This window comes from Alteromonas sp. S167, from assembly GCF_036864375.1.
Lineage (GTDB): Bacteria > Pseudomonadota > Gammaproteobacteria > Enterobacterales > Alteromonadaceae > Alteromonas.
The window spans coordinates 57,045-76,385 of sequence record NZ_JAZETR010000010.1 but is presented as its reverse complement, the minus strand read 5'-3'; the positions used below and the strand labels follow the sequence as shown (position 1 = coordinate 76,385).

At 42.9% G+C, this 19,341-nt stretch carries 15 protein-coding genes; 12 read left to right on the top strand and 3 right to left on the bottom strand.

What is annotated here, in order from left to right; all coding sequences use genetic code 11:
- Window positions 1–207 precede the first annotated feature (207 nt).
- From prlC to V7R35_RS15080, 9 genes are all read left to right on the top strand, one after another.
- The gene (gene prlC, locus V7R35_RS15120; protein ID WP_334015746.1) at window positions 208–2,244 is read left to right on the top strand and encodes an oligopeptidase A; all 2,037 of its coding nucleotides are present in this window, start codon (window positions 208–210) and stop codon (window positions 2,242–2,244) included.
- 6 nt (window positions 2,245–2,250) lie between these two features.
- Complete coding sequence (locus V7R35_RS15115) at window positions 2,251–2,940, top strand: DNA-3-methyladenine glycosylase I (RefSeq protein ID WP_334015745.1); 690 nt, start codon at window positions 2,251–2,253, stop codon at window positions 2,938–2,940.
- Between the two features lie 69 nt (window positions 2,941–3,009).
- On the top strand, window positions 3,010–3,795 hold the full coding sequence (gene ubiE / locus V7R35_RS15110) for a bifunctional demethylmenaquinone methyltransferase/2-methoxy-6-polyprenyl-1,4-benzoquinol methylase UbiE (RefSeq protein WP_334015744.1): 786 nt from the start codon (window positions 3,010–3,012) through the stop codon (window positions 3,793–3,795).
- Window positions 3,795–4,430, top strand: a complete 636-nt coding sequence (locus tag V7R35_RS15105) for a ubiquinone biosynthesis accessory factor UbiJ (protein ID WP_334015743.1) — start codon at window positions 3,795–3,797, stop codon at window positions 4,428–4,430. Before ubiE ends, V7R35_RS15105 begins: the two co-directional genes overlap by 1 nt.
- 13 nt (window positions 4,431–4,443) lie before the next feature.
- Window positions 4,444–6,075: a ubiquinone biosynthesis regulatory protein kinase UbiB gene (gene ubiB, locus V7R35_RS15100; RefSeq protein ID WP_334015742.1), complete on the top strand. Its 1,632-nt coding sequence runs from the start codon at window positions 4,444–4,446 to the stop codon at window positions 6,073–6,075.
- A 293-nt stretch (window positions 6,076–6,368) separates the two neighbouring features.
- Window positions 6,369–6,578 (top strand): transcription antiterminator/RNA stability regulator CspE, encoded by a 210-nt coding sequence (gene cspE, locus V7R35_RS15095; RefSeq protein WP_012519905.1) that lies wholly within the window; start codon window positions 6,369–6,371, stop codon window positions 6,576–6,578.
- 171 nt (window positions 6,579–6,749) lie between these two features.
- A complete protein-coding gene (locus tag V7R35_RS15090) occupies window positions 6,750–7,433 on the top strand; it encodes a hypothetical protein (protein WP_334015741.1) in 684 nt (227 codons plus the stop codon).
- A 39-nt stretch (window positions 7,434–7,472) separates the two neighbouring features.
- Window positions 7,473–7,946 (top strand): Lrp/AsnC family transcriptional regulator, encoded by a 474-nt coding sequence (locus V7R35_RS15085; RefSeq protein ID WP_334015739.1) that lies wholly within the window; start codon window positions 7,473–7,475, stop codon window positions 7,944–7,946.
- 189 nt (window positions 7,947–8,135) lie between these two features.
- A complete protein-coding gene (locus V7R35_RS15080) occupies window positions 8,136–9,737 on the top strand; it encodes a methyl-accepting chemotaxis protein (protein ID WP_334015738.1) in 1,602 nt (533 codons plus the stop codon).
- 580 nt (window positions 9,738–10,317) lie between these two features.
- On the opposite strand, the gene V7R35_RS15075 is transcribed toward V7R35_RS15080, so the two are convergent.
- The 3 genes from V7R35_RS15075 to V7R35_RS15065 are packed head-to-tail and all read right to left on the bottom strand — an operon-like array spanning window position 10,318 to window position 13,277.
- Window positions 10,318–11,325, bottom strand: a complete 1,008-nt coding sequence (locus tag V7R35_RS15075; protein ID WP_334015737.1) for a cytochrome d ubiquinol oxidase subunit II — start codon at window positions 11,323–11,325, stop codon at window positions 10,318–10,320.
- Between the two features lie 9 nt (window positions 11,326–11,334).
- Entirely contained in the window at window positions 11,335–12,708 is a 1,374-nt protein-coding gene (locus V7R35_RS15070) for a cytochrome ubiquinol oxidase subunit I (protein WP_334015736.1), read from the bottom strand.
- A gap of 11 nt (window positions 12,709–12,719) precedes the next feature.
- On the bottom strand, window positions 12,720–13,277 hold the full coding sequence (locus tag V7R35_RS15065) for a GbsR/MarR family transcriptional regulator (protein WP_334015734.1): 558 nt from the start codon (window positions 13,275–13,277) through the stop codon (window positions 12,720–12,722).
- 242 nt (window positions 13,278–13,519) lie between these two features.
- Here V7R35_RS15065 and V7R35_RS15060 point away from each other — a divergent pair, with 242 nt between their 5' ends.
- The 3 genes from V7R35_RS15060 (at window position 13,520) to V7R35_RS15050 (ending at window position 18,815) form a co-directional block, all read left to right on the top strand.
- Window positions 13,520–16,846: a S8 family serine peptidase gene (locus tag V7R35_RS15060; RefSeq protein ID WP_334015731.1), complete on the top strand. Its 3,327-nt coding sequence runs from the start codon at window positions 13,520–13,522 to the stop codon at window positions 16,844–16,846.
- A gap of 287 nt (window positions 16,847–17,133) precedes the next feature.
- Window positions 17,134–18,234, top strand: a complete 1,101-nt coding sequence (locus V7R35_RS15055) for a glutathione S-transferase family protein (RefSeq protein ID WP_334015729.1) — start codon at window positions 17,134–17,136, stop codon at window positions 18,232–18,234.
- Between the two features lie 47 nt (window positions 18,235–18,281).
- On the top strand, window positions 18,282–18,815 hold the full coding sequence (locus tag V7R35_RS15050; RefSeq protein ID WP_334015728.1) for a hypothetical protein: 534 nt from the start codon (window positions 18,282–18,284) through the stop codon (window positions 18,813–18,815).
- Window positions 18,816–19,341 lie beyond the last annotated feature (526 nt).

Sequence of the window (19,341 nt, the reverse complement as noted above, 5' to 3'; positions counted from 1 at the left end):
GCCTTGAAGAAGAATTGACCAAATTATAGTTGCAGATCCCGCATGAGACAAAGTAGACAAAAGGATTAAATGTGACAATTGTGACATTTTTAATGTTGAAAAGGGGCGAATTTAGAAGAAGCGGCGCTTAATTCAGGCCAATCGCAACTTGTATTTAACTTGGCAAGCCCCATCATAAATGTAAACAAAAGTTAAGAGTGACCGAATATGACAACACCCGCAATTGAATTAGTAGATGGACTACCTCTTTTTTCTTCTATTGATGCTCAATCAATAAAGCCTGCAATTGAAAAAGCAATAACACAGTGTAAGCAAGAAATTGAAGACGTGGTGGCGTCAAAAGACTATTCGTACAGCAATCTGGTTCACCGTTTGGAAGAGTCGGACGATAGATTAAGCAAAATGTTCTCTCCTGTGTCACATATGAACAGTGTAGTCAGTAGTGATGAACTGCGCGAGGCGCACGACGCATGTTTGCCGTTGCTTTCAGAATATGGCACATGGGTAGGTCAGCATGAAGGACTCTACAATGCGTATACTGAACTAAAACAGTCTGATGAGTTTTCAGGCCTGTCTGAAGAGCAGCAAAAAGTAGTAGAAAATGCCGTGCGTGATTTCACGCTATCTGGTGTTGCCCTTCCAAAAGAGAAAAAGGAACGCTTTGCACAGATTCAAGCCAAACTCAGTGAATTGTCATCAACATTTTCTAATAACGTAATGGACGCCACGATGGGCTGGACCAAGCACGTTACTGATAAAACGCTGCTTACCGGCATGCCTGAGTCGGCGCTAGATGCCGCGGCACAAGCTGCTCATCAAAAAGACTTACAGGGCTATCTATTCACTTTGGATATTCCTTCTTATCTTCCTGTAATGCTATACGCCGATAATCGTGAACTGCGAGAGGAAATGTACCGTGCTTACGCTACCAAAGCCTCTGAGCAAGGCCCTAATGCAGGGAAGTGGGATAACACTGAAATTATTAAAGAAACGTTGGCACTGCGCACAGAACTGGCCGAGCTATTGGGCTTTTCTACTTACGCTGAGCGCTCATTGGCTACGAAAATGGCTGACTCTACCGAGCAGGTAATTACCTTTTTGCGCGATTTAGCGTCGCGCTCTAAGCCTCAAGCAGAGAAAGAGCTAGAAGAAGTTCGCGCTTATGCAAAAGACACTCATGGCGTGAGCGAATTGGCAGCATGGGATTTGCCTTACTTCAGTGAAAAGCTGAAACAAGAAAAATACACTATCTCAGATGAAATGCTGCGTCCTTACTTCCCTGAAAACAAGGTATTGTCTGGCCTGTTTGAGGTAGTGCATCGCTTATACGGCTTAAAAATAGCTGAGCAGCCTGGTGTTGATACATGGCACAAAGACGTGCGCTATTTTACGATTACCGACGACAGCGACGTTATGCGCGGCAGCTTTTATCTTGATTTATATGCACGAGCTAAAAAGCGTGGCGGTGCATGGATGGATGAATGTCGTGTACGCCGTGAACTAGCCAACGGTGAACTGCAGTTACCTGTTGCCTATCTTACCTGTAATTTCAACGCACCAGTTGGCGACAAACCTGCGCTGTTTACTCACGATGAGGTAGTAACCTTATTCCATGAGTTCGGTCACGGTATTCACCACATGTTGACAAAAATGAAAGCGGCAGGCGTATCGGGAATCAATGGCGTGCCTTGGGACGCTGTTGAACTACCAAGTCAGTTTTTAGAAAACTGGTGTTGGGAGGAAGACGCGCTTAACTTTATTTCAGGTCATTATGAAACTGGTGAGCCGCTGCCTGCTGATTTACTAGAACGTATGCTAGCCGCTAGAGACTACCAATCTGCTATGCAAATGGTAAGACAGTTAGAATTTAGCTTGTTCGACTTTTTACTGCATAGCGAAAAAGGCAGTACGGTTGACGTTCAAGGTACTTTAGATGCCGTTCGTGAAGAAGTTGCTGTGGTAATTCCACCATCGTTTAATCGCTTTCAAAACAGTTTTGGGCACATTTTCGCCGGTGGTTATGCAGCGGGCTACTACAGTTACAAGTGGGCTGAAGTATTATCTGCAGATGCATACAGCAAATTTGAAGAAGATGGTATTTTTAACCGCGAAACGGGTAATGCGTTCTTGGAGAACATTCTAGAAATGGGTGGAAGCAGAGCGCCAATGGACTTGTTCGTTGCATTTAGGGGCCGCGAGCCGCAGGTAGATGCGCTGTTGCGCCACAGCGGTATAAAAGGCTAGCGACTAATGGCAGAGTCTTTTCAGTCTATATATCGCCGTGCGTGCGAGCGCAAAGGCGGTGAAAAGGTGCTTGAGGCGATGCTTCAAGCACCGCTTTCAAAGGCACAGATACAGAAAATACCTGACGATCGCTTTCTAGCCGCGATGACGAAGAAAGTGTTCCAGTCGGGGTTTGTATGGCGTGTGATTGAACAAAAGTGGCCTGATTTTGAAACAGTATTCTTTAACTTCGATATTGATAAAGTGCTGTTAATGCCTGATGAAATGTTAGAGCAGAAAGCCACGGATAAACGCATTGTGCGTAACTACAAAAAAGTAATGACGGTGCGCGACAATGCCATAATGATTAAAGATGTTGCGCGAGAGCACGGCAGTTTCGGCAAATTCGTGGCGTCTTTTGATCCTGAAAATATTACGCAGCTTTGGGATTTTCTTAAAAAGCGAGGCGCTCGGTTAGGCGGTAACACCGGACCATATATGTTGCGTTCGCTGCGAATAGACACCTTTTTGTTCTCACGTGATGTTGAAGACTACCTAAGAAAGCACGACATTATTGACGGTGGCTTAACGTCTAAAAAGTCGTTAACGGCTGCAAACGAGGTGTTTGAAATGTGGCGCAAAGAGAGTGGACGTTCGCTTCAAGAAATAAGCGCCATTCTTGCATTTAGCTGGGGCACCAATAACCGATTGGCATAAAGCTTTTGCTTGCCCCCACAATCCGATACACTTCAGCTTTATAAAAATACTCCACAGAACAGGACTGTCATGAGCGACAATCAGACTTCCGCTACACAAGTAGACAACGCTGCAGAGCAAACCACGCACTTTGGTTTTCAACAAGTTGATAAAGGCCAGAAAGCATCGCTTGTTGCTAATGTTTTTGATTCGGTTGCAGCAAAGTACGACGTTATGAACGATTTGATGTCGATGGGAGTTCACCGCCTTTGGAAGCGATTTACTATAGATTGTAGCGGTGTGCGTGCAGGCAATAAGGTACTTGATATTGCTGGTGGTACGGGCGACCTAACTGCTAAGTTTTCGCGCTTAGTTGGCCCAACGGGCCGTGTAACACTTGCCGATATTAACTTATCGATGTTAAAAGTAGGGCGAGATAAGCTTCGCGATCGTGGTTTGGTAAGCAACATCGACTATGTGCAGGCCGACGCAGAAGCACTGCCTTTTCCTGATAATCACTTCGACGTAGTGACTATGGCATTTGGCCTTCGTAACGTAACCGAAAAGCAGAACGCACTTAATTCGATTTACCGTGTGTTGAAGCCAGGTGGCCGCCTTCTTGTACTTGAGTTTTCAAAGCCAACTTCTGAGCAATTAAGTAAAATCTACGATATGTACTCGTTTCATATTCTGCCAAAAATAGGGCAGTTAGTTGCGAACGATGCAGAAAGCTATCAATACCTTGCTGAGAGTATTCGCATGCACCCCGATCAAGAAACGTTAAAGGGCATGTTTGAAACCGCTGGCTTTGAACAGTGTGACTATCAAAATTTAACCGGCGGTATTGTTGCTCTTCACCGTGGATATAAATTTTAATGCCAACCTCTGCTCTGATTTCTGCCACTGTTGAAACCGCGTTAAACAAGCTGCTTTCGTTAGACGACGAAAGCAAAAAGCGTTTGAAAGGATTAAACGGTGCAAGACTGACTGCTTTTGTTTCGCCCTTACCCTACGGCATAACCTTGTCGTTTTCCGACCGAATTGATGTGTTGATTGAACAGGAAAACTTTGATGACGTTGTGAAATCGTTGGGTAAACAAGACTGCTGCATTAAAACGTCAATGCAAACCCTGCCTGCACTGAAAGAGACCAGCAAACTGACCCGACTTATTCAGCAAAAACAGCTGTTTCTTGAAGGCGAGTTGAATATCGCGCAGCAAGTAAGTGGGCTTTTTCAACAGCTTGATATCGACATTGAAGAGTTGCTGGCAAAGAAAACAAATGACGTTGTGGCGCATCAAAGTGTGAAAACAGCGAAAGCAATTCATCACAAATCAACGGCAGCAATTTCATCCATCGCGCGAGTATTTGGCAATGCCTTGGTAGAAGAAAAAAAGGTAGCGGCACACAAGCTAGCCGTTTTGCACTTTAGCGATGAAGTTAACGCTCTGCGCGATAGCACCGAGCGTTTAGACGCGCGTCTGAGCGCAATAGAAGAAAAGTTTAAATAAGCACAGGTTGCACATGCGAATAGTAAGGTTGTATCAAATTAACAAGGTAATGCTTGAGCATGGGTTAGATGAACTCATTCCAGCAAAGTGGTTACCTTGGTATGTGCGTATATTACGATTCGCAATTTTTTGGATCCGCAACAAACACAAAGGAAAGTCGGCAGGCGAACGTATAACGCTTGCTCTGCAAAACTTAGGGCCCGTATTTATTAAATTCGGGCAAATGCTGTCTACACGAAGAGATTTGCTCCCTCCCTCTATCGCGAATGAACTTGCTAGGCTACAAGACAAAGTACCGCCTTTTTCTTCAGAGGCAGCTCAGGCAATAATTAAACAGTCGCTTGAACTTACACATTTATCTGACCTTTTTTCTGAATTCGATGAAACACCATTGGCATCGGCTTCAATAGCACAGGTACATGCAGCCAAATTGAAACACAACAATGAAGATGTTGTGGTTAAGGTGTTACGACCAGATATTCGCGATACCATTGTGGCAGATATGGAATTGCTATTTAGCCTAGCCTCAGTTGTGCAACGCTTTTTACCTGACGGCAAAAGGCTACGGCCCATAGAGGTGGTTGTAGAGTACCGCAAAACCATTGTGGACGAGCTAGACTTACTACGTGAAAGTGCTAACGGTATTCAGCTAGGGCGCAACTTTGAGGGATCTGATGCGCTTTATGTGCCCAAAATTTACAGCGACTATTGCAGAAGCAATGTGCTGGTAATGGAACGCATTTACGGTCTTCCCATATCTAATATCGATGCACTTCTTGCGCAAAATACCAATATGAAAAAATTGGCTGAACGTGGTGTTGAAGTGTTCTTCACCCAAGTGTTTCGCGACAGCTTTTTTCATGCAGACATGCACCCCGGTAATATTTTTGTGTCTACGGAAAGCCCTGATAATCCAAAATACATTGCGATAGATTTTGGCATTGTGGGAACATTAAACCGCGAAGATAAACGTTATTTGGCGGAAAATTTTATTGCGTTCTTTAATCGAGACTACCGCAAAGTAGCGCAGCTTCACGCCGACTCAGGCTGGGTGCCGCAAGATACCAACATCGACGAGTTTGAAATGGCTATACGCACGGTGTGCGAGCCAATCTTCCAAAAGCCTCTTGCTGAGATCTCTTTCGGTAACGTGCTGCTTCAATTATTTAATACGGCGCGTCGTTTCAATATGGTGGTGCAGCCTCAATTAGTATTGTTGCAAAAAACGCTACTTTATATAGAGGGGCTAGGTAGACAGCTATACCCACAATTAGACTTGTGGAAAACAGCGAAGCCTTTCTTAGAAAATTGGATGAAGGAACAAATTGGTTTCTCGGCCATGGTGGGCAAGGTAAAAGATAACTTACCGTTTTGGTCAGAAAAGCTACCTGAAATGCCTGACCTACTTTACGACAGCTTGCAGCAGTTAAAGCGGATGCCTTTACAACAGCAGCGAGCAACAGAAGCATTATTATTGGCACAAAAGCGCACAACTCAGACCACTCACCTTACTGTAGTAGGTGCGACTTTGGTCTTATTGTCTGCTGTATTGCCAATGTATGAATTATCTTGGTATTTCCCAGCTTTTTCGGCGACGTTGGGTGTTATGTTCTGGTTTTTAGCTTGGCGGCATGGCCAAAAATAATTGTGACACCTCGATGAATTATTTATGAAATCCACGGTTTATTAATTAATTTGTATATTAATCATCCCGAAGAGTGTTATAGTGCACTTGGCTTTATTGCCAAAGTCTTTAGATAGACGCGATTTTGTATTATTTGCTATATGTTAAAACCGCTCGAGTTACCCGGTAATTTGTTGTAAGTTGTTTGTCCATTCGTAAGTAAGACCCAATACTTCGCATATTTGAAGACTATAAACGAACTTAGTTATACGCGCGAAAGCGCACTTTAATACAATATTTGAGGTCTATACGACATGTCTAAAGTTACAGGCACAGTTAAGTGGTTCAACGCTGACAAAGGTTACGGTTTTCTAACTCAGGATAACGGCGGCAAGGACGTTTTCGTTCACTTCCGTGCAATCATCTCTGACGGTTACAAAACGCTTCCAGAAGGTCAGCGAGTAGAATTCGAAGTAGAAGAAGGTCAAAAAGGTCTTCAAGCTGCAAACGTGCAAGCTATCTAAGAATTCGAAAACTAAAGAATTCCAAAACGGCGGTCATTGACCGCCGTTTTTTATGGCATTCCCTTTCCCTTCCTTAAGTTGCTTTTCCCTATATTTTAATGCTTTACTACTTCTTCAGTAGCGTTATCAAAACGTACTGAGAAATCTCATCGCTTGTAGGGGGTTGATATCATGTTTTTGCGTAACCGCAGTCATTCTTTTCTTAGTGCTATTGTTTTTTCATTAAGTTGTTTTTACGCGCTTGCGCTAAATGCGCAAACAGCGGCTCCTCAACAAACCAAAAAAGTACAAGATACCAATGAACAAAATAGCGCTGTGCTTGCTGTTGTATTGGGTCAGCCTGTCACCGTTAAGAAAGCTACACCGTCGATAAACGATTTAGTTCAGCTACGCGAAGATGCTGGCGACAACTACAATGCTGTGCTTGATCATATTATTAAAGTGAATGCATCGACCGCAGTAATTCAGGCAGTATTAGATGACTATGCCAAGCAAAAGAACATTGCATTGAACCAGCAATGGGTAAAGCAGTTTGAAACAAAGTTTGGCCGTGAGGCGTCTGATTCTGAGCAGGCATCAACCAATATTGAAGACATTGCGAAAAAGCAGGTATTACTGTTTCAAACCGAAAGAGCTATGTATGAGGAGTTTGGTGGGCGCGTTATCTTTAGGCAGTCAAACCCTCAAATGCCAATTGATGCTTATCAAGCGTTGCTAAAACGCTACCAAGCTTCTGGGAAGTTAACCTTTAGCGACAGCCAACTTGCATCGTCCTTTTGGGAGTCTTTTGCTCCACCTTTTCAATTTGAAATTCCCGCTGAGAACGTAGATTTCAGCACGCCATGGTGGCTTTAAAAAAGCGTAACAAGTAGTGTTAAATAGCAAGGAGGCCACGTGAAGTCTTCACTGGTAGATAAAACAGATCGCGCCATACTTACGCTGCTTCAGCAAAATGCTGAAAAGCCCATAGCAGAAATAGCTGAACAGGTTGGCCTTACCGTAACACCCTGTTGGCGCAGAATTCAAAAACTCGAAGAGCGGGGCATTATTTCAAAGCGTGTTACGTTGCTTCAAGGCCGCGCTTTGGGGTTAACCATGACCGTTTTTGTTCAGGTAAAGGCAGGCCGGCACGACGGTAAGTGGCTTGAGAGCTTTGCTAATCATGCAGCATCTTTTGATGAAGTAGTTGAATGTTATCGAATGTCGGGAGAATACGATTATTTGTTAAAAGTGCTTGTGACCGATATGGACTGTTTTGATCATTTTTACAAGCGACTGGTAAATGGGCTTGAGTTTTCCGATGTAACGTCAAGTTTTGCTATGGAGCAAATAAAGTACACTACTGCACTTCCACTTAATCATTTATAAGAATTTCTACTGTTCGTTTCGTGCTAACTGGAATGCAGGGCCAGTCTTTCATTTACTTTTTTTAATATAACTGCCATTTTGCTGAAATTATCATCAACAAAGTTCGGTCATATACTGCTTAGTAGCTATACCTAGTTTTGTTTATGGGGACACGTGGCGCAAGGCATGACACCCTCAACAAGGAGCATCATGTTTAATACCATCAAACAGCGAATTTTATTGGGATATGCCTTAGTTATAGTGGTAGTTGTTATTGCAGCCATGGTACTTAGCAGCAGTAATAACAGTGTGAATAAGCAGGTAGACAGCTACGTATCAAAAACCCTACCAGCGCTTAACGCCATCAATACTATTCAAAGTAACAGCAAAGAACTAGTGCTGAACAGTTATTCTCTTTATGGAACTACATTAAGCGTTAATGATTTTAAGGAACGTTATACTGATGTTGTTGGTGATATTGAGCACCAGTTTAGTACGCTGAATGCGCTTGGTAATTCTGTTAGTGAGGCAAAAGCGAAATTCGATGACTTGTCTGTTGCAGTAGCATCTATTCAGACAACAATGTCTGCGTCATCTATTAGCTGGGACACGGCGCGCAATAATTTAGAAAGCATTGCTATGTCGTCTGAAGCATTAACAACGGTGCTGGATGAAATTCGAAGCAACGTTGAACGTGCGGCAGGTAATAGAACCATGGCTATCGCTAATGAGCTAGATGTGAGCCAGTGGACTATTCTTATTCTCGTTGCACTGCTCGTGCTGGTGTCAGTAGTTGGGTATATCCTTGCAAAACAACAAATAGCTAACCCAATAGAGCAGGTATCAGAAACACTAAACACGCTTGCTAAATCTCGGCGCTTGGCTACCAATATGCCGCCGCAGCAGTTAAAAGAATTAGACGATATCTCAAAAAGTGTACAGGGCTTACTGAGTGTTTTCCTTAAGGGAATGCAGGATTTACAGGAAGCGGTAGTCGACCTTACTCAGTCGTCAAAAACATTGAATACAGCCACTACTAACTCATCAGAAGCAATTCACAGCTTTCATGGTGATATAAAGCAGCTAGTTTATGTGATGGATTCATTGTCTAACGACATGGAGCAAAGCCTAGCACTGTCTCAACGCGCAGCCTTAGAAGCGCAAAGCAGCGCCGAGAAGGTCGCACAGGGGCGCGACGATGTTGAGCACGCGGCACGCGCTATTTCTGAGCTAACCAGTGATATTGATAAAACAGCGTCAACACTAGACAGATTACAAAACGATGGCAAAAACGTTTCTAGTGTGGTTTCTACTATTGCCGAAATTGCCGATCAAACTAACTTACTTGCGCTTAATGCTGCTATTGAAGCAGCGCGGGCAGGGGAGTCTGGCCGTGGATTTGCGGTAGTAGCAGATGAAGTGCGCACGTTGGCGTCACGCACACATCAATCTACAGAAGAAATTAATACCATGTTAGAGGCCATCGTAAATTCTATTAGAACATCGGTGCAGAACATGACGTCTAATAAGGACAAAGCGCACACTGCTCTGGGTATGGCGAATGAATTGGTTGATACGTTAGAAGAAGGAAGGCAACGTATTTTGTCTTTAGTTGCGGTAAGTACGGAAGCGTCAGATTTGGTGTCTCATGCCAAAACCCAAGTGTCGTTAGCAAGAGAAGGGGCACTAGATTTTCAAATGTTAGGTGACAAGGTAAAAGAGGCGAACATTAATGTTGGTGTAGAAGCCGAAGGGCTATCTGAGTTAGCAAAAGAATTACAGTCGAATGTGAATACATTCAAACTAACTTAGTAAGAATAGCAGGCAAAAAAATGGGGCCGTTTTATAGGCCCCTTTCAATTAGTGATTTTGTTCTTCAATGTGCTGATCTGCAAATATCTTGGATTTCTTTTTAATTTTACATCCTAGGATACGCTGCGCATTCTTACGGCCAATATAATGGGCTACCGTATAGGGGTGTGCGCGCTTGAAGAACCGTGAAAACGAATGAAAAACATTTTCCATACTTAGGCTCCTTCTTAATAAAAATTCCCCAAATAAATATAGTAATATTACAGATTAATGTCAACTGTGATTTGGATCTTCTGTTAATTGGTAGCGTTGGCAAACAATATTAGATCACTTTTTACGCTAGCCACTAAGAGAGATGGCATAGAAGCAAATATAAATATAAAGCGGTGAAGCACAGTGCTGGTAACGTAATTATAGAATACGTGAATACAAGTGAAGTATCTAACGCACTCTGGTGATGTTTACTATTTGAGCGGCGAATAATGAGTGAATGGGCAAAAGCGGATGGAAATGGGTCGAATGTTAAGAAGGCGGGCTACCTAATGTTTGCAATAACAAAGGTAGCCCGCCATAACACGCTCTAGTAATAAGACAGCTTTTCTGATTTCCCTGAGAAGATTTTATAAACCATAACGGTGTAAGCCAGGATAACGGGAACAACAATAACAACACCCACTAAGAGAAAGCGTAACGAACTTGCATCGCTTAGTGCTTCATTAATTGTCATAGTGCCGGGAATGATAAAGGGGTAGTAGCTAATCCCGAATGCAGCAAAGCAGAGCATAAAGATTAGCAGCGCAATAAAGAACGGAAGCCATTCGCCCTTACCATTTGCATGGGGAAGCTTCTTCAGTAGAGTTGCGCACAGTATTAGCAGTCCAAAGCACATGGTTGGAATAGCAAACAATACATACCCCCAAGGTGCAGACAACCATAGGGCGCGAACGTCATCGTGAAGGGTTAGGTTAGCGATACTTACTGCAATTATCCCGCCGCCCAGTACGTATAAGCCACGCTGTGCCCAGTAATACGCTTTTTGCTGAAGTTCGCCTTCGGCTTTTAGTATTAACCAGCACGCACCGATAAACGCATACGCAGCCGTAACACCAAAAGCGGCCAGTAAGGCAAAGCCTTGAGCCCACATATCGGTACGCAGCCCTGTTACATATATACCTAGCATATAGCCCTGCGCCAGTGTAGTTAACAAAGAACCATACTTGAAAACTAAGTCCCATTTACGCTTTTTCACTTGTACCACTTTGGCGCGAAAATCGAACGCCACACCTCTTAAAATAAGGCCCAGAAGCATAAAGGTAGCAGGCAAATATAGCGTTTGAAGGAACTCACTGTGCGCCTCAGGGAATGCTATTAAAAGTAATCCAATGGCCAATACTAGCCACGTTTCGTTAGCATCCCAGTAGGGGCCAATAGAAGCAATCATGTCATCTCGAAATGTCTCGGTACGAGGCGGGATTAAAACACCTACGCCTAAATCGTAACCGTCCAAAATGGCATAAAGTAAAACCGATAACCCCAATAACCCCACATAGATATTGCCGAGCATTTCTGCTGAAACATTTTCAAACATAGTCGCTCCTTACACCGTGGCTGGGTCTGGGTTACGAGGCTGCATTTTCGCTTTAGCGACCTCTCTTTCTTCTGTGGTTATTTCTTCAATTTCCACAGCGCGTCGACACATCAGCATTAAAGTGCCTATATAGGCCACTAGTAGCACTGAATAGATAACTAGATACAGTGTAAACGACAGTGCGATATTGCTTGGCGGCAATTGCGTTACCGCATCGGCTGTGCGCAATACGCCACTTACCAAATAGGGTTGGCGTCCAATCTCTGTGACATACCACCCTGCAAGTGTGGCTACCCATCCACTAAAAGCCATTCCTACAAACGTGTGTTTTAGCCACATTGGTAACGCGCCATTGCGGAACAAATAGAAGCTGCCAATCCATGAAATGGCAAGCATAAGCATACCTACGCCAACCATTACCCTAAAGCCATAGAAGACTGGAGCAACTGGCGGGTGCTCGCCTTCAAACTCGTTCAGCCCTTTTATCTCGCCATCAAGTTTATGGGTAAGAATAAAACTAGCACCGTAGGGTACGGGAATTTCAAAGTGATTTTCTCTACTCTCTTCATCGGGAATGGCAAACAGTAACAGTGGAGCACCTTTTGTGGTTTCCCACAGTCCTTCCATAGCTGCCACTTTTTGCGGTTGATGTTTCAAGGTGTTAAGGCCATGCATGTCGCCTGCAAAAATTTGTAGCGGAATAAGGATGGCAGCGGTATAGGTTGCTGTTTTCAATGCTAATTTAGGCGCAAGTTTGTCGTCGCCTTTCAACAAGCGATAGGCTGAAAGACCTGCAATAAGGAAACTAGCTGTTAGGCCAGATGCTAGCATCATGTGAGCAAAGCGGTACGGGAAAGAAGGGTTGAAAATAATTTCTTTCCAGTTAGTTGCGTACAATACGCCGTCTACTACTTCATAACCTTGCGGCGTTTGCATCCAGCTGTTTAAAGCTAAAATCCAAAACGCAGATATTGTTGTGCCTATGGCTACAACCAGAGTTGATGTTGTATGAAGCCAGTTGGGTACGCGTCGTATTCCAAATAGCATGATCCCTAAAAAGGTGGCTTCTAGGAAAAAGGCAGTAAGCACTTCATAACCTAACAACGGCCCAGCTACATTGCCTACCTTTTCCATAAAACCGGGCCAGTTAGTTCCGAATTGGAATGACATGGTTACGCCGCTCACCACTCCAAGCGCAAAGCTTAAAGCGAAAACACGTACCCAAAAACGGTACATACGCATCCAAACAGGATGGCGCGATGTGTTAGAGCGTAGTTTGAAGTAAAACAAAAACCAGCCCATCGCCATGGTTATGGTAGGAAATAAAATATGAAAACTAATGTTTAACGCAAATTGTAATCGAGACAGCAAGAATGCATCCATAGAGGGCCCCCTTAGTTAACGCTGTTTTTCCCCGGAAGAAGCTTGTCTTTAAGTTCAAGCATACGGCCCACGCCTGAGCCCAACTTCATCAGCGTATTTAACTTTTCTGGCCCAAGGTTCTGAAGTTCTTCAGACCACACTGTAATTGATTCGAGTAAATCGTGAATTTCGTTCAATTTATGTTGTGCATTTGCTTCTTTATCAGTAGCTGGTGTGTCTAGTAACAGGTCGCGAAGCAAACTCATGGTTGGGTCTATTTCACGCTTTCTGCGTTCTTCGAATACGCGGTTGGCCAATGTCCATATATCGCCTGCTGGAATAAAGAAGTCTTTACGTTCGCCTGGCACTAAATGCTGTTTTACTAAACGCCAAGACTGAAGTTCTTTTAACCCCATGCTGGTATTGCCGCGTGAGATATTAAGCGCATCCGAAATTTCCTGGGCAGTGATAGGCTCTTCGTTTAACACTATTAATGCGAGTATTTGACCAACGGTGCGGTTAAAGCCCCAGCGACTACCCATTTCACCAAAGTGCATAACGGCCGATGTGATTAGTGGCGTCATCTTCATTTTTGTTACCTGCTGAAGTTTCAGAAATTACTGAAAGTTTATTATGGAGCTTGACATAGATCAACTATTTTTGGTGTTTATTACAGGCGTTTTATGAAGTTTGGCTGATACAGCATTTCTTTACATTTACAAGTTTTGAGCAATTACCAAAGCTCTAAACTGGCAATGATTTTAGCTTTACTGTATTTTCCTGTGGGTTTAATAGAAACCCATGCATTGGTATATATAAAAAGGACTTTGTTTTGTCGCTAGCACAACGGTTATTCTCTCTTACGTTACTCTCCTTTTCTGTTTTAATTACTGTTACCCCAACAACTCTCCACGCGACAAGTGACCCTCTGTTTTACAGGCAGTGGCAGTTCGAGGGAAACAGCGTACCATCGGATTTCTCTAATTTTAACTTAGGAGTCCTTAGAGCCGAAGCTCAACTGGGTCTTGGTGAAGAGAATGTTCTGATGCTGATCACAGATGGGATAAAAACCGATCACGAAGACCTAGAGGGGGCTTTCTGGACCAATACACAAGAAGTCCCTGGTGATGGCGTAGATAATGATGGTAATGGCTACATCGACGATATACACGGCATAAATACCGGAACGAAAAATGGAAACTTTACCGATGAAAATGGGTGGGGAACAAATGTTGCCGGTATAATAGGCGCTACCGTAGATAACGGAGTCGGTATACGTGGTATTGCGCCAAATACCAAAATTGTTGGTTGTCAAGTAAACGAAGACTTCAATGAATTGGAGTTGGCACAGCAGATAACCATTCTAAATGAATGTATCAGTTACGCTATTAGCTTGAAGAAAAACTCGGTTAACATCTTTGCGATTTCAAGCACATACTTTGAACATCCATATCACTATTTTCTTGAGGTGGAAAAAAATCTCAAGTTGTTTATGCAATTGATTGAAAAAATAGAAGAAAATGACTTTCTTTGGATCAACGGTGTACCTGAACCCATAGATAACACTGACTGGACCCTTGATTATATACCAACTTATCCACTTGGACTGAATAGCCCTAACATGGTGGCGGCAACTAGGTTAAGCCGGTCACTTGAGCTGGCTAGCAACTACGGTAAAGTTGCCGCGACTTCTGTCATTGTCGGAGATGTCATGACCACCACACCGTTTGATAAAATAGAGTCAAACGGAACATATATTTTTGATGTAACGCCTGAAGATGAACGCGTTATTAAGTCTCCATTTATTGACATTGTTGAGCATCCTGATAATCCGCAATTGTTGGCGTGGCATATACCCGCTTTTTCAAACGACGGCGGCCAGTCAGAAATTATCTTTCCACACGTCGATTTATCAACGGTGACTACATCTTCTTTGATGATTGATGTAAGTCTCAAAAGAAACAAAGCATTGAATGGTTACAACCAAGACGGTAACCCAATATATCAAAAGGGAGGGGAAGTAAGGATAGAGTTCAGGGTAGATGATTCAGAGCAATGGATATATTTTAATTCTGATTTTTTGAGTGCACGTGGGGTGTGGGATCTGTATACGGCGCAATTAGACCTAGAACGTAATTTTGATACGCCAATTTTGCCTGATTCCAAAATTCAATTTCGACTGAGTATTAGCGGGAATGAGACCTATATCGATGGGTTGAAGGTTTGGGCTATTGAAGATGGCGTGTGGAAAAACGGTTATGACTACACTTATCCACCCAATGCCGGGCAGGCAATTCTTTCCGCTTTAGCAGGTATAATCAAATCACACAATAACGATTGGCCGGCCTGGAAAATCGCCAACGCTATTACATCTGGCGGTTCATTTGATGAATATGTTTTAAGTCCTGGGCGCACGCACAACACTTCAGGTGCTGGAATTCTTAGTCTATTGAATGAGGGAGAAGGCGCGTTAGATTGTCGCAATAAATTACTACAGAGACGGTTATTACCAGCAACCAATGAAGCAGTATTCATGGTTGTTAATGAAGAATTAAGAATCAGAACAAAAAGTCTAAACTGTGAAGAGCCAGGAGATGCTTACACGCTGGTTGATGATATAGCGGGTAATACGTTTATCTCGGTTGACGACGGTAGCTTTGGTGATCGATTTGCTGGGGATGGTTTAGGAATACTCACCTATCAACCAAATAATGTTGGTAAAACAATACTTAAAAACGAGTTTGATGACAATTTACCCGTCTTTGTTTTTTATGACTACCACCCCGTGCGACAGGAAGATTCATCCTGGGTGGATACCACAGATGCAAGGCATGTAATGTGGCAAGATACGGAAAATTTAAGGCTAGGCGGGTTAGATACTGATATCAGCAAGTCTTTTTACGAGTATCCATTTGGTTACTTGGGGATAAATACGACGCGACAAATTAGCTCAGAGGTTGGGGCGAACGAAAGTCGGTTCGAGTTATCAATTAATAATTCTAATACAAGCAATATTCTCAGTACGTCTAAATTTGAACATCCAGAAACGTCAAACGCGATTTACGATTCCAACATTCTGGTTGATAAAAGACTTAATAGTTTTCGAATATATGCAGCACCTAAGAATACGTCGGACAATGTTTACACTCGTTTGCATATGAAGGGTGATGAAGGTAATCGACAATTAATCGCAGAGTATAGCGCCACGCACTACCACGAAAATCAATCATCGCCATTTCTACAGATTGTGTTTTACGAGAACAAAAGCGTTATTGAGTTTAATTATGGAGACCTTCCTAATTATCTAGAGGGGGTTGAGTATGATATCGGACTTGAAGTAGGTCGCTCATTCAGGCAGAGACGCACTGTTACGTTAAAATCGCACTCATCTTATCTGCTTGATGTCGATTTTGACTTCGATGGTATCATTGATGTAGATGATCCAGATGATGATAATGATGGCGTAGCTGATGAAGTAGATGCTTTCCCGTATGACTCTGCTGAAGATACGGATACCGACGGAGATGGCATTGGAAACAACGAAGATACCGATGATGACAATGACGGTGTGAATGATGAAGAAGATGCTTTTCCACTCAACCCGAATGAAGATACGGATACCGACGGTGATGGCGTTGGAAACAACGAAGATACCGATGATGACAATGACGGTGTGAATGATGAGGAAGATGCTTTTCCATTAAATCCGAATGAAGATACGGATACCGACGGTGATGGAGTTGGAAACAACGAAGACACTGACGACGACAACGATGGTGTGAATGATGATGAAGATGCTTTCCCATTAAATCCGAATGAAGATACGGATACCGACGGTGATGGCATTGGAAACAACGAAGATACCGATGATGACAACGACGGTGTGAATGATGATGAAGATGCTTTTCCATTAAATCCGAATGAAGATACCGACACCGACGGCGATGGCATTGGAAATAACGAAGATACTGATGATGATGGGGATGGTGTAGCAGATGGCAGTGACGCGTATCCTTTGGATCCTAGTAGAACCCAAAATCCTGCTACCAAACCAGTTTCTTCTACAGCTGAGTCAGGGGGAGGGGCATTTAGTAGTATGAGTGTTTTGTTACTAATCATAATTATCGCTGCTAGGAGAGGGCGGAGATATCATGGCTAGGTAGCCAGTAATTGGACATCTTGGTAGATAATTATTGATAGCGCCAATTGTCCAGCAAAACAGTAAACGCTATGCCTTAAATGCTGTAGAAATTACATATTTTGATGTTTCGAATTGTGTGATTTCCGCAGCATTGCCTTTTCTCTAGATGCACTGTCGAAGAAAAAGTTAACCGATTTTTTAATTAGTTTCGTATAGGTTGATATTTCTTTATAACACCATGTGAATAGTATTGTTTCGCGCTTTCTGATAACAATAAGAAACCATCTTTGTTTCAGGAGCTTGTCATGCCGAAGAGCTACACACTTTATGGAACTTCTTTTTCTTTGTACACAGGCAAAGCTCGTGCGTACTTGCGTTACAAAAACGTCCCCTATAAAGAGGTTTTTTCATCATTAAAAGTCTACAAGCGCATTATCGTACCCAATACCGGCGTGCGTTTTATTCCGGTAGTTAAAACGCCTGACGGGCAATATATTCAAGACACAGCAGAAATAATTGACGCTATCGAAACTCAGCATCCTCAACGTCCTGTTTACCCAACCACACCAAAGCAGCGCATAGTGTCTCAACTATTTGAGTTTTATGGCGACGAATGGCTTCTCTTGCCCGCCATGCACTACCGATGGAATAAAGATAACGACGATTATATTTATGGTCATTTTGGCTCTGTAGTGTTACCTGGTTGGCCAGCGTTTATCCGAAGATTTTTGGGTAAGAAAGTGGGGAGCAAGTTTAAAGGGTTTGTGCCCCTTCTTGGTATTACCGAGAAAACAATACCGGCGTTGGAGCAATGGTACGAGAGCGAATTACTCCCGTTGCTGGATACTCACTTTGCTAAGCACGACTATTTACTTGGTAGCGCTGCCAGTGTGGGTGACTTTGGGCTTATGGGGCCTTTGTACGCGCACTTGTATTTAGATCCATATCCCAGTCAGTTCATAAAAGCGAAAGCGCCTAACGTTGAAGCTTGGATTAATCGTATGAATGTTACGCCCATCGAGGTAGGCGACTGGCTAGCTGATGACGCCATTCCAGATACGCTTTTGCCTATTCTGCAGTTGGTTTTCAGGGATCACTGGCCCGTTGTGCAAGATACACTTTCTGCGTTTTCAGTATGGTCAAAACAAAACGCTGATATAGCTATTCCACGGATGATTGGTCAGCATCCTTTCTGTATTAATGGAGCTGAAGGTAGTAGATCGTTAACGACGTTTTCTGTATGGAAGTACCAGCGAATTCTTGATACTTTCAATGGGCTAAATGAGGAGAAGAAGGAGCAGGTAAATGCGTTTTTGAATGCCTGTGGTACTGATAAACCGTTTAACAACCCACCTTTTCAAAGAGTTAAACGGGAAAGTAATAAGCTTGTTATAGATAAGAAATAAGGGGCAAGCCAACTTAATTAGATAATATAAAAAGGATTTTGAACAACATGAAAGCACTTAAAATTTTAGCAGTTACCTTCATTGTTTTAGTGGTCATTGCTGTATTTTCCTATGAAAGAATAATAGCGAGTGTTTTATTGCCGCAATATATTGAATGGGCACATGAAACAGAGCTAAAGGGCCAAGAAATAGGCACGCCATTAAATGAAAAAGAGTTACTACTAGCCGCTGAAATTGGCATCAAGCACCCTGAAAAAGTACGTATTGTGTATATTGATGAAGTGCCTTACCCATACGAAAATTATGCATTAAAAGTTTTCGGTGAAGCCGTTGGCCTTGTGGGTGAGGGTATCATTAATAATGCTCAAGTATTTGGATACTCAATTTACTCCCGTAAAGATTTTGAACTCAACAGGCCTAAATTGGCGCATGAATTAGTACACGTATTGCAAATTGAGAGGGCGAGTTTAGATAGCGTGGTGACTCAGCACTTCTTCGACATGGCTGAATATGGTTACGATGACGCGCCGCTAGAAGTGGAAGCTTTTAAAGCGAACAAAACATACAGTGCCGATTGGTAGTGAGAACACGGCTCCATAATTGCTCCATATTGTGTGCGTATAACTACGGTTATTGTCGCAGCTATAACTCTTCTTGTTCGTCGCCATTAAGCTTTTGATGGTACGAAGCTATTCGATTCATTAACTATTTCCTACAGAATGTTCCTTTCAGATGCAGTCACTAACATGCTAAACAGCATGGACGACAGTGCAAGTTTCTCAATCTGGAACACGTTATCTAATAGCAGTACTTTTGTTAACCCTAATGCTACTGAAGTGTCGGAGCCAATTAATCTGTTTATTTTAATTCTCAGTGCGTTAGGGCTTGTGGGATCTCGTCGAGTAAAATCATAAAGCCCGCTTGTTACAAGCAGAAGCTACGCTAGAGGAAGGTCGGGTGCTGCTTTTTGCTTTTTCAAAGCTACATGCACCAACATAATTTCAAACCGTAGCCAAGTGTCTGTAATATTTATAATTGTTATGAAAAGTGCAAACTGAATTTTAGACTAAAGTATTAAAGCTTAAAATTCTCTATAGCGTAATCATA

Coding starts and splice junctions, on each gene's coding strand:
- V7R35_RS15070 (WP_334015736.1), bottom strand. CDS start 12,708: ATGGATGCATTCTTGCTGTCTCGATTACAATTTGCGTTAAACATTAGT.
- ubiB (WP_334015742.1), top strand. CDS start 4,444: ATGCGAATAGTAAGGTTGTATCAAATTAACAAGGTAATGCTTGAGCAT.
- V7R35_RS15090 (WP_334015741.1), top strand. CDS start 6,750: ATGTTTTTGCGTAACCGCAGTCATTCTTTTCTTAGTGCTATTGTTTTT.
- V7R35_RS15055 (WP_334015729.1), top strand. CDS start 17,134: ATGCCGAAGAGCTACACACTTTATGGAACTTCTTTTTCTTTGTACACA.
- V7R35_RS15080 (WP_334015738.1), top strand. CDS start 8,136: ATGTTTAATACCATCAAACAGCGAATTTTATTGGGATATGCCTTAGTT.
- V7R35_RS15050 (WP_334015728.1), top strand. CDS start 18,282: ATGAAAGCACTTAAAATTTTAGCAGTTACCTTCATTGTTTTAGTGGTC.
- V7R35_RS15065 (WP_334015734.1), bottom strand. CDS start 13,277: ATGAAGATGACGCCACTAATCACATCGGCCGTTATGCACTTTGGTGAA.
- prlC (WP_334015746.1), top strand. CDS start 208: ATGACAACACCCGCAATTGAATTAGTAGATGGACTACCTCTTTTTTCT.
- V7R35_RS15115 (WP_334015745.1), top strand. CDS start 2,251: ATGGCAGAGTCTTTTCAGTCTATATATCGCCGTGCGTGCGAGCGCAAA.
- ubiE (WP_334015744.1), top strand. CDS start 3,010: ATGAGCGACAATCAGACTTCCGCTACACAAGTAGACAACGCTGCAGAG.
- cspE (WP_012519905.1), top strand. CDS start 6,369: ATGTCTAAAGTTACAGGCACAGTTAAGTGGTTCAACGCTGACAAAGGT.
- V7R35_RS15105 (WP_334015743.1), top strand. CDS start 3,795: ATGCCAACCTCTGCTCTGATTTCTGCCACTGTTGAAACCGCGTTAAAC.
- V7R35_RS15075 (WP_334015737.1), bottom strand. CDS start 11,325: ATGTTTGAAAATGTTTCAGCAGAAATGCTCGGCAATATCTATGTGGGG.